This window comes from Allobosea sp. 05T422_2, from assembly GCF_056396265.1.
In genome coordinates, this window is the sequence record NZ_JBFTLD010000203.1 from 1 (window position 1) to 15,477 (window position 15,477).

Annotated in this window: 15 protein-coding genes and 1 tRNA gene; 9 read left to right on the forward strand and 7 right to left on the reverse strand. The window is 65.7% G+C overall.

Annotated elements, in window-relative coordinates; genetic code table 11:
- Positions 1–256 precede the first annotated feature (256 nt).
- On the reverse strand, positions 257–1,018 hold the full coding sequence (locus AC1DJT_RS26380) for an SDR family oxidoreductase (protein ID WP_476835196.1): 762 nt from the start codon (positions 1,016–1,018) through the stop codon (positions 257–259).
- A 158-nt stretch (positions 1,019–1,176) separates the two neighbouring features.
- Here AC1DJT_RS26380 and AC1DJT_RS26385 point away from each other — a divergent pair, with 158 nt between their 5' ends.
- Complete coding sequence (locus tag AC1DJT_RS26385; RefSeq protein WP_476835197.1) at positions 1,177–2,265, forward strand: Kelch repeat-containing protein; 1,089 nt, start codon at positions 1,177–1,179, stop codon at positions 2,263–2,265.
- 25 nt (positions 2,266–2,290) lie between these two features.
- Here the strand turns inward: AC1DJT_RS26385 and AC1DJT_RS26390 are convergent, their stop codons facing one another.
- From AC1DJT_RS26390 to lipB, 3 genes are all read right to left on the reverse strand, one after another.
- The gene (locus AC1DJT_RS26390) at positions 2,291–3,793 is read right to left on the reverse strand and encodes a carboxyl transferase domain-containing protein (protein ID WP_476835198.1); all 1,503 of its coding nucleotides are present in this window, start codon (positions 3,791–3,793) and stop codon (positions 2,291–2,293) included.
- 106 nt (positions 3,794–3,899) lie between these two features.
- Positions 3,900–4,082 carry a hypothetical protein gene (locus AC1DJT_RS26395; RefSeq protein ID WP_113517734.1) on the reverse strand — a complete coding sequence of 61 codons (183 nt, stop codon included), beginning with the start codon at positions 4,080–4,082 and terminating at the stop codon, positions 3,900–3,902.
- Positions 4,083–4,175: 93 nt separating this feature from the next.
- Entirely contained in the window at positions 4,176–4,877 is a 702-nt protein-coding gene (lipB, locus tag AC1DJT_RS26400; RefSeq protein ID WP_476835199.1) for a lipoyl(octanoyl) transferase LipB, read from the reverse strand.
- A gap of 131 nt (positions 4,878–5,008) precedes the next feature.
- Here lipB and AC1DJT_RS26405 point away from each other — a divergent pair, with 131 nt between their 5' ends.
- From AC1DJT_RS26405 to AC1DJT_RS26430, 6 genes are all read left to right on the forward strand, one after another.
- Positions 5,009–5,278 carry a FliM/FliN family flagellar motor switch protein gene (locus AC1DJT_RS26405; RefSeq protein ID WP_074471588.1) on the forward strand — a complete coding sequence of 90 codons (270 nt, stop codon included), beginning with the start codon at positions 5,009–5,011 and terminating at the stop codon, positions 5,276–5,278.
- A gap of 109 nt (positions 5,279–5,387) precedes the next feature.
- Positions 5,388–5,472 (forward strand) — tRNA-Leu (locus tag AC1DJT_RS26410).
- Positions 5,473–5,646: 174 nt separating this feature from the next.
- Positions 5,647–7,053 carry a magnesium transporter gene (gene mgtE / locus AC1DJT_RS26415; protein ID WP_441493256.1) on the forward strand — a complete coding sequence of 469 codons (1,407 nt, stop codon included), beginning with the start codon at positions 5,647–5,649 and terminating at the stop codon, positions 7,051–7,053.
- 77 nt (positions 7,054–7,130) lie between these two features.
- A complete protein-coding gene (locus AC1DJT_RS26420) occupies positions 7,131–8,063 on the forward strand; it encodes a glycoside hydrolase family 25 protein (RefSeq protein WP_441493257.1) in 933 nt (310 codons plus the stop codon).
- 108 nt (positions 8,064–8,171) lie between these two features.
- Complete coding sequence (locus tag AC1DJT_RS26425) at positions 8,172–9,140, forward strand: glycoside hydrolase family 25 protein (RefSeq protein ID WP_476835200.1); 969 nt, start codon at positions 8,172–8,174, stop codon at positions 9,138–9,140.
- A gap of 105 nt (positions 9,141–9,245) precedes the next feature.
- Positions 9,246–10,241 (forward strand): CorA family divalent cation transporter, encoded by a 996-nt coding sequence (locus AC1DJT_RS26430; protein ID WP_476835201.1) that lies wholly within the window; start codon positions 9,246–9,248, stop codon positions 10,239–10,241.
- On the opposite strand, the gene dmeF is transcribed toward AC1DJT_RS26430, so the two are convergent.
- Together dmeF and AC1DJT_RS26440 are read right to left on the reverse strand one after the other, a co-directional pair.
- Entirely contained in the window at positions 10,166–11,248 is a 1,083-nt protein-coding gene (gene dmeF, locus AC1DJT_RS26435) for a CDF family Co(II)/Ni(II) efflux transporter DmeF (protein ID WP_476835202.1), read from the reverse strand. The genes AC1DJT_RS26430 and dmeF overlap by 76 nt on opposite strands.
- Positions 11,249–11,267: 19 nt before the next feature.
- Positions 11,268–11,534 carry a metal-sensing transcriptional repressor gene (locus tag AC1DJT_RS26440; protein WP_476770613.1) on the reverse strand — a complete coding sequence of 89 codons (267 nt, stop codon included), beginning with the start codon at positions 11,532–11,534 and terminating at the stop codon, positions 11,268–11,270.
- Between the two features lie 212 nt (positions 11,535–11,746).
- Between AC1DJT_RS26440 and AC1DJT_RS26445 the strand changes: the two genes are divergently transcribed.
- Positions 11,747–12,919, forward strand: a complete 1,173-nt coding sequence (locus AC1DJT_RS26445) for an isovaleryl-CoA dehydrogenase (protein WP_476835203.1) — start codon at positions 11,747–11,749, stop codon at positions 12,917–12,919.
- 4 nt (positions 12,920–12,923) lie between these two features.
- Positions 12,924–13,442: a gamma-glutamylcyclotransferase family protein gene (locus tag AC1DJT_RS26450; protein WP_441493263.1), complete on the forward strand. Its 519-nt coding sequence runs from the start codon at positions 12,924–12,926 to the stop codon at positions 13,440–13,442.
- 204 nt (positions 13,443–13,646) lie between these two features.
- Here the strand turns inward: AC1DJT_RS26450 and AC1DJT_RS26455 are convergent, their stop codons facing one another.
- Positions 13,647–15,443: an ABC transporter ATP-binding protein gene (locus AC1DJT_RS26455; protein ID WP_476835204.1), complete on the reverse strand. Its 1,797-nt coding sequence runs from the start codon at positions 15,441–15,443 to the stop codon at positions 13,647–13,649.
- Positions 15,444–15,477 lie beyond the last annotated feature (34 nt).

The window sequence follows — 15,477 nt, forward strand, 5'->3', positions numbered from 1 at the left end:
GAGCACGACATGGGCGGCGAACAGGAAAATGCCGAGCGCGATGCCCCAGATGGTCAGGCGATAGGCGCGGGCCATGCGTGCCTGCKMCTTGCTGTCATGGCCGGGCCCGCCCCGACCTTCCATGTCTTCAAACGGCGTGTTCGTCTCGAACGCGGACATGCAAGGCGCTCCTCAAGGCCGGCATCCCACTGTCCTGCAACGAGCTGGCGACGCAAGGCGTCATGACCGGGACAGGCCCAGCCGTGACGCCGAGAGATCAGCCGCGCCCGACCAGCGGCGCCTTGGTCGCCATCACGGTGACGAACAGCACATTGGCCTCGATCGGCAGGCTCGCCATGTGCAGAACCGTGGAGGCGACATGCGCCACGTCCATCACCGCCTCAACCTTGATCGAGCCGTCGGCCTGCGGCACGCCGGTCGTCATCTTCTGCGCCATCTCGGTCAGTGCATTGCCGATATCGACCTGGCCGACCGCGATGTCGTATTTGCGGCCGTCGAGCGATGCGGTCTTGGTCAGGCCGCTGATCGCGTGCTTGGTCGCGGTATAGGCGGCCGAGTTCGGGCGCGGCACCTGCGCCGAGATCGAGCCGTTGTTGATGATGCGACCGCCGCGCGGGCTCTGGTCCTTCATCTGCTTGAAGRCCTCCTGCGTGCAGAGGAACGGCCCGGTCAGGTTGGTGTCGACCACCGCCTGCCACTGCTCCAGCGAGAGATCCTCGAGCAGGATTCCGCCCGGTGCATTGACGCCGGCATTGTTGAACAGCACGTCGAGGCGGCCAAAAGTCTCCTTCGTCCTGGCAAAGAGGTTCTTCACGGAAGCCTGGTCGGTCACATCGGTCGAGACGGCGAGCGCCTGCGCGGCCGGGGCGCCCGAGAGCTTGATCGTCTCCTCCAGCGCGTCCACCCGACGCCCGGCGAGGACCGTGCGATACCCGTCCTTGAGGAAGGCGATCGCGACGGCGCGGCCGACGCCCGAACCCGCACCGGTGATGATGGCGACCTTGTTGTGCCCAGACATGCGTATCCTCGCGTTTCCCGTGATTTCAACCGTTTCAGGCGGCCGGACCATAACAGCGTATGCAGTATGCGGAACAGGGTTTGGCGCAAGCCCGTCCCCGCCCTTTCGCTTGCCAAGGCCCGCGGCTGACATAGTCTTGTAGCGAGGGAGGATGCATGATGACCAGCCTGAGCCGCCGCMGTTTCATCGCCACCGGAGCGGCAACGCTTGCAACTGCCCCCGCACTGGCCCAGCAGCCGGGCCACGAGCACCATGGCGGCGCCTATGAGCGGCTGAACCAGCCCGGCCGCATCGACCGGCCGGAACTTGCAAAGACGCAGAACGTCTTCGATTCCCCTGCCCCGAAGGCCGCCAACCCCGGCCGCTGGCAGGCGAAGGCGCCGCTGCCGATGCCGCGCTCGGAAATGGCCTGGGCGACGGCGCATGAGGGCAAGATGCACATCGTCGGGGGGTATGCCGAGCAGCGCGTCGACCGCCCCTATCACCATGTCTACGAGGCAGCCTCCGACCGCTGGAGCGATGCCGCTCCGTTGCCGCTAGGCGCCAACCATGTCGGCGTCGCCTTCCTGGACGGAAAGCTCTACGCGATCGGCGGCTTCCTGGAGCAGAATCGCAAGCCGCATCCGCGCTGCTTCGTCTATGATCCGGCGAGAGACAGATGGGCCGAGATCAGGTCCCTGCCGCGCCCCGTCGGCTCGGCGGCGATTGTTGGCCTGGGCGGTCGGTTGCATGTCATTGGCGGCGCCATCGGCGAGACGACCGACACCAAGAAGTCGATCGACTGGCACCTGACCTACGATCCCAAGGCCGACAACTGGGAGAACCGCGCGCCGTTGCCGACCGCCCGCGACCACACCGGCACGCTCGCCATCGCGCCCCTGATCCATGTCATCGGCGGCCGCGTCGACTCCTTCCACACCAATTCGAACCTGCACCACGCCTATGACCCGGCGACCGACAAATGGACGCCGCGCAATCCGCTGCCAACAGCCCGCTCCGGCCACGGCGCGGTGCTCTACCGCGGAAAGGTCTTCGTCATGGGCGGCGAAGGCACCAACCGCGTCTTCGGCCAGATGGAGGCCTATGACCCCGTTGGCGATGCCTGGGAGCAATACGCTCCAATGCCAACGCCCCGCCACGGGCTCGGCGCTGCACTGGTCGGAGACGCCATCCATGTCGCCGGCGGCGGCCCGATCATGGGCGGCGGCGTCCAGAGCGCCGTGCACGAGGCATTTGTGCTGGGCTGAGCCCCTGGCGGCCAGCGCTCCCGCCTCACATCCGGAAGACGCCGAAGCGGGTCTCCGGCACTTCGGCATTGAGACAGGCGGAGAAGGCCAGCGCCAGCACGCGGCGCGTCTCGGAKGGAAGGATGATGCCATCGTCCCAGAGCCGCGCGGTGGCGTGATAGGGCGAGCCCTCATCCTCGTATTTCGCGCGGATCGGGGCCTTGAAGGCCTCTTCCTCCTCGGCCGACCAGGACTTGCCCTCAGCCTCGATATTGTCGCGGCGGACGGTCGCGAGCACGCTCGCCGCCTGCTCGCCGCCCATCACCGAGATACGGGAGTTGGGCCAGGTGAACAGGAAACGCGGTGAATAGGCGCGCCCGCACATGCCGTAATTGCCGGCGCCGAAGGAGCCGCCAACCAGTACGGTGATCTTCGGCACGCGGGCCGAGGCGACTGCCGTGACCAGCTTGGCGCCGTCCTTGGCAATGCCGCGCGTCTCGACATCGCGGCCGACCATGAAGCCGGTGATGTTCTGCAGGAAGAGCAGCGGAATGCGACGCTGGCAGCAGAGCTCGATGAAATGCGCGCCCTTCAGCGCGCTCTCCGAGAACAGGATGCCATTATTGGCGATGATGCCGACCGGCATGCCGTGGATGCGGGCAAAACCGGTGACCAGCGTCGTGCCGTAGAGTCGCTTGAACTCGTCAAATTCGGAGCCGTCGACGAGCCGGGCGATGACCTCGCGGATGTCGTATTGCTTCTTCAGGTCGGTCGGCACCACGGCCTCGAGCTCGGCGGGGTCGTAGAGTGGCTCCCTCGGCTCGGCGATGTCGATATCGGGACGCTTGACGCTGTTCAGGTTGGCAGCGATGCGGCGCGCAATCGCGAGCGCATGGGTGTCGTCGCCGGCATAATGGTCGGCGACGCCGGACAGCCTCGCATGGACCTCGTCCGACATCGCCGGCACATAGGCGCCGCCGGCCGTGCAGGAGCCCATGACGACGGCGATCTGCGGAATCCCCTCCGCCGAGAGCGTCGCCTGATTGTAGAAGATCCGGCCGAAATGCTCGCGATCGGGGAAGACATCGGTMTGGTGTGGCAGGTTGGCACCGCCGGAATCGACGAGGTAGACGCAAGGCAGCCGGTTCTCGCGTGCGATCTCCTGCGCCCGCAGATGCTTCTTCACCGTCATCGGGTAATAGGTGCCACCCTTGATGGTGGCGTCGTTGCAGACGACCATCACCTCGCGGCCGGCAACGCGACCGATCCCGGCGATCATGCCTGCGCCGTGGATCTCCTTGTCATACATCTCGAAGGCGGCCAGCGCCCCGATCTCGAGGAAGGGCGAGCCCGGATCGAGCAGGCGCAGCACCCGCTCCCGCGGCAGCAGTTTTCCACGAGCGGTATGGCGCTCCCGCGACTTGGCATTGCCGCCGAGCGCAGCGGCCGCGCGGTGCCGGGCCAGCTCGGCACGCAGGCCGTCCCAGGCCTCGGCGTTGGCGCGCGTCTCGGCCGAGTTGAGATCGACCTTGCTCTCGATGACCGCCACGGCACGCTCCCTTAAGCGAAGAAGTCCTCGCCGGGTTATGGCGCGCCACGCGAAAAACGCCAACCGGCGCGGATGCGCAGGGGCGCGAGCGCAAATCCGCCCGCTCTCAGCGCGCCACCGCAGGGGCAGCCACGGCGCCGATCGCGCCCCCCGCAACCGCTCCGATCGGCCCGCCGATAAGGGCCCCCGTGCCGGCGCCCGCAGCCGCGCCGGCGATGATCTTGTCGTTGGTGGTGCAGGCACCCAGCACGACCGCGCAGGCGGCCGCGAACATCACTGTCCGGATCATCTTCGTCCCCGTTTCCGATTCATCCCACCGCGGGAGGTTGGCCGGCTTTGGTCAACGGATGGTGAACGAAGGATGAAGAGCCTTAGTCGAGGCTCAGGCGAGAACGGTTGCCCCGAAGATCCTCTCGAACTCGGCACGCAGCATCGAATCGACCTCCGGAAGCGTCACCGGCAACCCGAGATCGACCAGCGAGGTCACGCCCTGGTCACTGACGCCGCAGGGCACGATTCCCCCGAAATGCGACAGCTCCGGCTCGACATTCAGCGAGATGCCGTGGAACGAAACCCAGCGCCGGACGCGGATGCCGATGGCGGCGATCTTGTCCTCGCTATCCGCTCCTTTCTCGGGCCSGCGCACCCAGACGCCGACACGGTCCTCGCGCCGCTCGCCGCGGACATTGAAGCGCTCAAGCGTGCCGATCAGCCAGGCTTCGAGGGCGGCAACGAATCGCCGGAGGTCGGGATCGCGACGCTTCAGGTCGAGCATGACATAGGCCACCCGCTGGCCGGGACCGTGATAAGTGAACTGCCCGCCCCTGCCGCTCTGATGCACCGGAAAGCGTTCGGGCTCGATCAGATCGGCCTCGCGGGCCGAGGTGCCGGCGGTATAGAGCGGCGGATGCTCGATGAGCCAGACGCGCTCGCGGGCCTTGCCGTCCGCGATCAGCGCCGCGCGCGCGTCCATCTCGGCGACAGCTTCGTCATAGCCGACAAGCCCCCCGGCATGGACCCATTCGACGGGCTCGGAGCCCGGCTGCGGCAGGAATGAAACCGCAAGCGTCTCACGTGTCTTCACGGTGCATTAACTCTGTTTGTTCAACGATCGCTAACCGGCTACCGCCTGTCGCCGGCAGGCTCATGCGCCGAAGCCGGCCGGCAGGCAAGTTTCGTTGGTTGAATTCGCAAGTAGGGTTTCGGAGGCAGGACTTGAAGGCCGATCTCGATCTCGTTTCGGTAGAGCTCACCGTGGTTCTGGGCTCGACTCAGATGCCGATCTACAAATTGCTGCGCATGGGCCGCGGTGCGATCATCGAGCTCAACGCCACCGAGAACGACGAAGTCCAGATTCTCGCCAACAATCACCCGTTCGCCCGCGGCAACGTCGTGGTCAGCGGTTCGCGCATCTCTGTCGAGATCACCGAGCTCCTGAAGCGCCCCACGGTCTTCAGCGCGCAGACCATTGCCGAGGCCGCCTGAAAAGGATTTCAAAGTTTTCCACACAACGAGCTTGTCGCGGCGGATTCGATTTGTTAGACCCGCGCCGCTCCGGAGTTCACCGCCTCACCGCGGTTTTCTCTTAGCCGCTGCGGTCATGGCGGAATTGGTAGACGCACTACCTTGAGGTGGTAGCGGGGAGACCCGTGGAGGTTCGAGTCCTCTTGACCGCACCAAATTCAGGCTGATGCCTTGAAACGGCGACCCTCGCGGGTCGCCGTTTTGGTTTTCGGCCCTGCCGGCCATGAAACGTGAGGTCGCCGCGGCGCGTTGCCAGCACAGTCCACGGCTGACACAAGAGGCCCTTCCCTCGAATCCAAGCCCTTTCCTCAAATCGTGGAGTCGGACCGATGGTCGAAGCCGAAAACGCTCCCGACGAATCCGCCACCCGCAGGATTCGCGACGAGGATGGCGCGATTGATCCCGCGCTGGTCGAACAGGTCTCGCAGGCCGTCCTGCTCTCGGACGTCACGACGTTGCGCGGCATCGTTGCCGACATGCACGAGGCCGATCTCGGCGCATTGCTGGAAGCCCTCGACGCCGACGAACGCCCGCGCCTGATCTCGCTGCTCGGCTCCTATTTCGACTTCACGGCGCTGACCGAAGTCGACGACACCGTTCGCGAGGAAATTCTCGAAGAGCTCTCGGCCGAGACCGTCGCGGAAGGCGTACGCGAACTCGACACTGACGACGCGGTCTACATTCTCGAGGACCTCAACGAGGCGGACAAGCAGGAGGTCCTCGACAAGCTCACGCCCTCCGAGCGCATCGCCCTGCAGCAGGGCCTGGATTATCCCGAGGACACGGCCGGCCGGCGCATGCAGAGCGAGGTCATCGCCGTGCCGCCCTTCTGGACCGTCGGCCAGACCATCGACTTCCTGCGCGACACCGCAGACCTGCCCGACCGATTCTTCGAAATATTCGTGGCCGACCCGGCCCATCATTTCGTCGGCACGGTGCGGCTGGACCGACTGCTGCGCAACCGGCGCCCCGTGGTGATTTCGCAGCTGCTGGAAGAGGACCGGCGGGTCGTCGAGGCGACCGACGAACTCGAGGACGTGGCGCGGCTGTTCCAGCGCTACAATCTTGTTGCGGCACCGGTGATCGATGCGACCGGTCGTCTCGTCGGCGTGCTGACCATCGACGATATCGTCGACGTCATCGAGGAAGCCGCGGACGAGGATGTGAAACAGCTMGGCGGCGTCAATCCCGACGAAGAGCTCTCGGACCCGGTCCGGAAGATCATCTGGAGCCGCTTCAGCTGGCTCTTCGTCAACCTGATGACCTCGTTTCTCGCCGCCGCGGTGATGAGCCTGTTTGAGAATCAGCTCGCAAAAGTCGTGGCGCTGGCGATCCTGGCGCCGATCGTAGCGAGCCAGGGCGGCAACGCCGCCACTCAAACCATGACGGTCGCTGTCCGCGCCCTGGCCACGCAGGAGCTTGGCGCCTGGAATCTGCGGCGCTTCTTCACCCGCGAACTGGTCGTCGGCCTCGTGAATGGCTTCGGCTTTGCCGTGATCACCGGCGCCATMGCCGCCGCCTGGTTCGGGAGCGCGGGCCTCGGCGCCGTCATCGCGATCGCGATGGTCGTCACCCTGATCTCGGCCGCCATTGCCGGCGTCCTCATTCCACTGGCACTCGACAAACTCGACATCGATCCGGCGATTGCGTCCGGAACCTTCGTCACGACGGTCACCGACGTGGTCGGCTTCTTCGCCTTTCTGGGGATCGCCACACTTCTGCTCGGCCTGGGGTGACGAAAGCAAAAACTTCGGTAACGTAAACCGGGCGTCAAGTTTTCTCCGCAATTCTCCGCGAGATGATCGCCCGTCGCATGTCCCGCCTCCGTTCAGCCCCATTTCTCGCCGTCGCCGTCGCCGCGCTCGCGGTCCTTGGCGGCTGCGTGGCGTTCGAGGGCCGATATCCGCAGAAGGGCGATGCCCGGCCGCATCCCGGCGTCGCGAGCGCCCTGAACTATGCCGTCCAGGGCATCGATATCTCGCGCTGGCAAGGCGAGATCGACTGGGCCGCGGTCAAGGGCGCCGGCACCCGCTTCGTCTACATGAAGGCGACGGAGGGCGGCGACCACATCGACCCCTCCTTTCTGCGCAACTGGGAAGGCGCGCGCCGGGCCGGCGTGCCGCGCGGAGCCTACCACTTCGTCTTCTGGTGCCGCCCCGCCCATGAGCAGGCAGTCTGGTTCAAGCAGCATATCCCGAACGACCCCGGCGCCTTGCCGCCGGTGCTCGATGTCGAGTGGAATGGCCATTCCAAGACCTGCCCGCAGAAGATCGACCGCTCGCTGGCACTGGAGAAGATCCAGCTGATGCTGACCGAGCTCGAGCAGCTCACCGGCAAGAAGCCGATCATCTATACCGACATCACCTTCCATAAGGACGTGCTGGAAGGGCAGTTCAACGAATATCCCTACTGGATCCGCTCGACGGCAGCGAAGCCCGAGACACGCTACGAGAACCGCCCCTGGGCCTTCTGGCAATTCACCACGACCGGCCGCGTGCCGGGCATCAGGGGCGATGTCGACCGCAACGCGTTCTTCGGCGACGAAGAGCAGTTCATCGGCTGGATCAACGGCGAGTTCGACATCGGCCGGAGGCAGTGGACCAAGCGGCGCGCCTCTCCGGCGCAACCCAGCCCCAGCATCGTCAATGATCCGGAATTCGAGCCTCCGGTCAGCCAGGCTCCGCCCGCCCCGGTCATACCCGGCGCGCTGCAGCCGGTGCCGTCCTCGCTGCAGATCGGCGGATAGCGGGCGCGCCGGTTAACCAACCCTGAAATCATCCGCTCGCATCCGAGCGAACGCTTACCGCGCCTTAACCACGACTGCCGCACCACTGTTTGCATGCAGGAGGGGCGGATGCCGGCGCGTATGAAGACCGATTACAAGGGACTGCGGTGCTTTCTTGCAGTTCTCGGCCTTGCACTCGGCTGCTCCGGCCCTGCCCTCGCGCTCTATCCCAAGAAGGGCGACGCCTCGCCCCATCACGGCGTCCGCGATGCACGCCGCCAGGCTATCCAGGGCATCGACATTTCGCGCTGGCAGGGCGAGATCGACTGGGCCAAGGTCAAGGATGCCGGCACCCGCTTTGCCTTCATCAAGGCGACCGAGGGCGGCGACCACCTCGACCCCAATTTCCGCAAGAACTGGGAGGGGGCGAAGAAGGCCGGCGTAGCGCGCGGTGCCTACCATTTCGTCTATTGGTGCCGCCCGGCCAAGGATCAGGTGCGCTGGTTCAAGCGGCATATCCCGAAGGACCCGGATGCCCTGCCGCCTGTGCTCGATGTCGAATGGAACGGCGAGTCGGAGAGCTGCGGCAAGAAGATCCCGCGCGAGAAGGCGCTGGCCAAGATCAGCGAGATGCTGAAGGGCCTGCAGGAACACACTGGCAAGAAGCCGATCATCTATACCGACATCACCTTCCACGAGGATGTGCTGGAAGGCGAGTTCAACGATCATCCCTACTGGCTGCGCTCAACCGCGGCCCCACTGCGCCATCGCTATGAGCGTAGCAAATGGGAATTCTGGCAGTTCACCACCACAGGACGCGTGCCCGGCATAACCKGCGATGTCGACCGCAACGCGTTCTTCGGGTCCGAGCGGGAATTCGCAGCCTGGCGCGAGGGCCGTTTCGACATCGGCGCCCGGAAGTGGCGGGGTGGCGAGCCGAAGGTTGCCGGCAACCGCGCACCTGCGACATCGGCCGGCTCCAAGGCGCCGCAGGCTGCCGGAGGCGCGACGCTCAAGATGCTGCCTCCCGCGCGCGTCCCGGGCAAGGCGACCGCCAACCGTGATCCACAAGTGACCGGCTCTCTCGCCCGCGATTGACTTTGCGGCACCCGCTGCGCTGTCACGAAGCTGTCATGAGACGCGCGCCCTGATCCCGGGCAGCGCAACCTCTGATGAGAAATCGCCCGCCAGGGCGTGGCCGGAATGCTCCATGATCTGCAATCCCGGGCCGGGTTCGTCTGGGTCTACCATTTTGATTCCGACGGCCGTGCGCATCTCCTTCCTCGCCGCGAGATGCCCGACCTTGCCCTCCCCGAGGCCGAGTTCGTCTGGATCCATCTCGATCTCGTGCATGGCCGCGCCAAGCAATGGGTCGCCGATTGCACCGCTCTGCCCGCCGAGGCGCAGACCCTGTTCCTGACCCAGGACGATCACCAGCGCCTCCATCACAATCGTGACTTCGCCTGGGGCATTACCTTCGACCAGATCCGCGAGGTCGACAGCCCCGCCGACGAGATGGGCATGCTGCACTGGATCATCGCCGACCGGTTTCTGCTGACAGGTCGGAGACAGGCCATGCAGGCAACGCGCCTGACGCGCGACGCCTTGGAGGCCGGCTACCGGGCGAGCTCGCCGGTGATGCTGTTCGAGCGCATCATCGAGTTCGTCATCGAGGATGTGGCCGAAGCGGTGATGCAGCTGACAGAGGACACCGACTCGATCGAGGACCATGTCATCGACGAGCGCGTCAGCGACGAGGCGCGCCGGTTAGGGTTGATCCGCCGGCGGACGGTGAGGCTGCACCGCCAGCTCAACGGCCTGCACCAGCTCTTCCGTCGCTTCTCCGAAAATGCCTCGACACGGGCTGCGCCGGAGACCGTGAAGAGCGCCGCCAGCCGCCTGCTGCAGCGCGTCGACACCATGCTGACCGACGTCCAGATCGTGCAGCAGCGCGCCCGCCTGCTGCAGGACGAGATTGCCTCGCGCCTGACCGCCCAGACCAACAGCCATCTCTATGTGCTCTCGATCCTGACCGCGACGCTGATGCCGGCGACGCTGATCACCGGCCTGTTCGGCGTCAACACCAAGRGCCTGCCCTTCCTCGAGAACGAATGGGGCTTTGTCTATGTCGTGATCCTGTGCGCCCTGGCAGCGCTCAGCGTGTATCTACTGCTCAAGCGCCGCGACATGATCCACTGAGCCCGGGCGGGCTCCTGATGCATCACAGCGCGGCGATGCGCGGGTTCCTCGACGGTGACATGGGACAGCATCGGCAACCCGGCGAGCAGTGCCTTGTAGGCTGCGGGCGGCTTCGGATCAGTGGCCACGACCGAGACGATCGCCGAGCAATGCCCTGGCCCAACCTGCCAGAGATGCAGGTCGGCAACCTCTGCGCCCTCGGCGGTGAGTCGCGCCTCGATGCCGGCGGCGAGAGCCTTGTCGGGCACAGTATCGAGCAGCACCGCTCCCGAGGCGCGCAGCAATCCGAACKACCAATGCGCGATCACCAGCGCGCCGACGATGCCCACCGCCGGGTCGAGCCAGACCCAGCCATAGAGGCTGCCGCCGAGCAGCGCGACGATGGCAAGCACGGAGGTGAAGGCATCCGCCAGCACATGCAGATAGGCCGCCTGGAGATTATGATCCCGCCCACTCCCGGCGTGGTGGTCATGATGGTGATTGTGGTCCGCGCCACCATGCGCATGATGGTGATGGTCATGGTGATGCGCAGGGCCATGGTCATGTCCGTGTTCGCCCTTCAGCAACCAGGCGCTGGCGAGATTGACCGCAAGGCCCAGAACCGCGACGGCAATCGCCTGCCCGAAGACGATCGGCACCGGCTGGACAAGCCGCATCACCGATTCCCAACCGATGAACAGGGCGACCAGCGCCAGGACGAGCGCGCTCGCGAAGGCTGCGAGGTCGCCGAGCTTGCCGGTGCCGAAGCTGAAGCGTGGGTCGCGGGCGTGGCGCCGCGCGAAGCGATAGGCGAGAGCCGCGATCAGCAGCGCCGCCGCATGGGTCGACATGTGCCAGCCATCGGCGACGAGCGCCATCGAGCCGAACAGCGTGCCGGCGGCGATCTCGCCGACCATCATCGTCATGGTCAGCGCAATGACGATCCAGGTGCGCCGCTCGTTCTCCTGGTGGTCTGCGCCGAGGAAGACATGGTCGTGACGCGGCGCCAGGCTGGCCAGTTCGGACATCGCTGGAACTCCCGTTGGATCAAAGATACTTGGTCAGCGCCTTCAGGCTCTCGATCGAGCGCCGCGTCTCGGGCGTCTGCGTGCCTGTCGTCTCGAACAGGTGATGGTCGATATGGTCGAAGATCAGCAGCATCTTGACCTTCTCCAGCGCCTTTTCGACCGCCTGGAGCTGCTGCACCACCTCTGGCACCTCGCGCCCTCCCGCGAGCATCTTCACGACGGTGTCGAGATGGCCCTGCGCCCGGTGCAGCCGCTTGACGATATCGGGATCATGTGCGTGGCTCATGCTCACATCCTATCCAGGGGATAGGATGTGTAAACCGAGTGTCGGCGCTCCCGCCCCCTCTCGGTCGCCGGCTGCAAGTGGCATGGCAGATCACCCGCCGGTGTGGCCACGCCCATCCGGGAGATCGCGCTGGAACAGCCTGACAGGGCCACAAAGCGCGCTATAACGCTGCAAAGCCGTGCCCGATGCGCGGCGTCTTCCGGGAGGCCACCATGCTCGCCAACGCCCCGCGCCCGTTCAATTTCGATCTCGGCGAGACCGCCGACGCGATCCGCGACACCGTCCACGCCTTCGCGCAGGAGAAGATCGCGCCGCGCGCCGAGGAGATCGACCGCTCAAACCAGTTTCCGCGTGACCTCTGGCCCGAGATGGGGGCCCTCGGCCTGCATGGCATCACGGTCGGAGAAGAGGATGGGGGCGCAGGCCTCGGCTATCTCGAGCATGTCGTGGCGATCGAGGAGGTCAGCCGGGCCTCCGCCTCGGTCGGCCTGAGCTACGGGGCCCATTCGAATCTGTGCGTCAACCAGATCGCCCGCAACGGCAATGCTGCGCAGAAGGCGAAGTACCTGCCAAAGCTGATCTCGGGCGAGCATGTCGGATCGCTCGCGATGTCCGAGCCCGGCGCCGGCTCGGACGTGGTCTCGATGAAGACACGGGCCGAGAAGAAGGGCGACCGCTACGTCMTCAMCGGCAACAAGATGTGGATCACCAACGGCCCGATCGCCGARACGCTGGTSGTCTACGCCAAGACCGACCCCGCCGCCGGCGCGAAGGGCATCACCGCCTTCCTGATCGAGAAGGGCATGAAGGGCTTTTCGACCGCCCAGAAGCTCGACAAGCTCGGCATGCGCGGTTCGGACACCTGCGAGCTCGTCTTCGAGGAGTGCGAGGTCCCGGAGGAAAACGTGCTCGGCCAGGTCGGGCGCGGCGTTAACGTGCTGATGTCGGGGCTCGACTATGAGCGCGTCGTGCTCTCGGCCGGGCCCCTCGGCATCATGCAGGCGGCCATGGACGTGGTCATGCCCTATATCCACGAGCGCAAGCAGTTCGGCCAGTCGATCGGCGAATTCCAGCTCGTCCAGGGCAAGGTCGCCGACATGTATGTGATGATGAATGCCTGCAGGGCCTATGTGTATGCCGTCGCCAAGGCCTGCGACCGCGGCGAGACCACGCGAGAGGATGCCGCCGGCGCCATCCTGATCGCGGCCGAGAAGGCGACGCAGATCGCGCTCGACGCCATCCAGCTTCTGGGCGGCAACGGCTATATCAACGATTATCCGACCGGCCGCCTGCTCCGCGATGCAAAGCTCTACGAGATCGGGGCCGGCACCAGCGAGATCCGCCGTATGCTGATCGGCCGCGAGCTGTTCCAGAAGACGAAATAGGCCAGTGCCCCTCTATTTCGCCTATGGTCTGAATATGGACATCGCCGGGATGGCCAAGCGCTGTCCCGGTTCGAAGCCACTCGGTCTCGCGCGCCTGCCGCGCCATCGTTTCATCGTGACGAGCGATGGCTATGCCTCGGCTGTTCGCGATCCGCGCGAAACCGTCCATGGCGTGCTCTGGGACTGCTCGCTCGGCGACATCCGCGCACTCGACAAGTTCGAGGACATCGCCAGCGGTCTCTATGTGAAGATCAGCCAGCCGGTCATCGTCGAGGGCGGCGCCAAGCGGGCCCTGGTCTATGTCGGCCGCAGCGGCACGCTCGGAAAGCCGCGCCCCGGCTATATGGAAACCGTCATCGCGAGCGCCAAACACTGGGCGTTGCCAGAGACTTACGTCACAGGCCTGAATCGGTTTCTGACCAAACCGAATCTCGACATGAAGTCGTTGAATCCAGATGTGAGCGCGGAGCTTCCGCCCGGCCCCGTCGCGGGTGTCCGGCCGCGGGCCCTGGCTCCGAAATAGGTCGCCCGGAACCTCCACGTCTTGTCCCCCCGGAGACGAAGACGCGTATGGCCGGGACAAGCCCGACCATACGCAAAGGGCGCTCCGCAGGTAGTCTGGCGGCTCAATGCATCGGCCCGAAAAGTGGATTGCGGTTTTCGGGAAAGCCGATGCAATGACAGATGGTTAGATCATCGGACCGGATACGATATCCGGTCCGATGATCTATGCCGCCAGCCCCTTCGCCAGTTCGCTGACCTGCTTCTCGAACAGCGCGCGATAGGCGCCGTTCTCGCGGGTCAGCAGCGCCTCGTGGCTGCCTTCTTCGACCACCCTGCCGCGATCGAAGACCAGGATGCGGTCCATCGCCCGCACCGTCGAAAGCCGGTGCGCAATGACGATGGTAGTGCGCCCCTGCATCAGGCGCTCCATCGCCTCCTGGATCAGCGCCTCCGATTCCGAATCGAGGCTCGAGGTCGCCTCGTCCAGGATCAGGATCGGCGCATCGGCCAGGAAGGCACGCGCGAGCGCAACACGCTGGCGCTCGCCACCCGAGAGCTTGACGCCACGCTCGCCGACCAGCGTCGCGTAGCCCTTGGGCAGGCGCATGATGAAGTCATGCGCGTTGGCGAGCTTCGCCGCCTGGACAATCCGGGCCATCGAGGCGCCCGGCTTGGCATAGGCGATGTTCYCCGCCAGCGAGCGGTGGAACAGCACCGGCTCCTGTTGCACGATGGCGATCTGCGCCCGCAGGGAGGTCTGCGTCACATCAGCGATGTCGCGCCCGTCGATGGCGATGCGCCCCCCGGAGACGTCGTAGAGACGCTGAACCAGCTTGACGAAGGTCGTCTTGCCGGAGCCGGAGCGCCCGACCAGACCGACCTTCTCGCCGGCCCGGATCGTCAGCGAGAAATCGCGATAGAGCGGCTCGACATGGCCTCCGTAATGGAAGGTCACCTGCTCGAAGGCGATCTCGCCCGCCGGCACCACCATGTCGGTCGCTCCCTTGCGATCGGGCACCCCATAGGGATGGGCATGCATGGCGACGAGTTCCTCCATGTCGTTCACCGAACGCTGGAGGTTGTGCACGTGCTGGCCGACATCGCGCAGATAGCCGTGAACGACCGCGTACGAGGTCAGCACGAAGGCGACGTCGCCCGGCGTGGCCTGGCCGTTGGCCCAGAGCCAGATGACCAGGCCGATGACCGCGGCGCGAAGCGCCAGCAGGACGATCTGCTGGGCCGTGCCCGAGGTCGTGCCGCGCACCCATGTCCGGCGGGTCCTGAGCGCCCATTTTGCCAGGACACCCGCCAAGCGACCGTCCTCGCGCAGCTCGGCGCCATAGGCCTTGACCACCGGATTGCAGGAGATCGCATCAGCCAATGCACCGCCGACACGCGTGTCCCAGCTATTGGCGAGCCGCGCAGCGGGCGCGACATAGCTGAGCGACAGCGCGATCGTGACACCGACATAGATCACCGAGCCAAGGAAGACGACGAGGCCCATCGCCGGCCAATGCCATGCCAACAGTGCCGTCGTGCCCACCAGCACGACCAGCGACGGCAACAGCGCGATCAGGACCGTGTCGGTCAGCAGGTCGAGGGCMCACATCCCGCGGGTGATCTTGCGCACCGTCGAACCGGCAAAGTTGTTGGCGTGCCAATCGGTCGAGAAGCGTTGCAGGCGTGCGAACGCCTCCTGCGCCGTCTCGCTCATGGTGCGCAACGTCATGCCGGTGATGCCGATGAAACCGAGATGCCGGAACAGCACGCTGACCGCTCCGAGTGCGAGCATCGCGCCCAGCGCCCATAGCGCCGCATCGAGTGCGCTGGCGCCCTCGCCCGCCACCGCATCGACGAGGCGGCCGGCATAAAGCGGCATGAACAGGTCCGCGGCAGTCGCCGCCATCATGGCCCCGGCCACGCCGAGAACCGGCCCTGGTCGGCGCGCCCAGTGCCGGAATGTGAAGCCGAGAACGGCCCGGAACGGCTCCTGCCGCCCGGTTGAGGATTGAAGAGACATAGAAATCATTCGGCGCCGCGCGGGAGCCGACTCC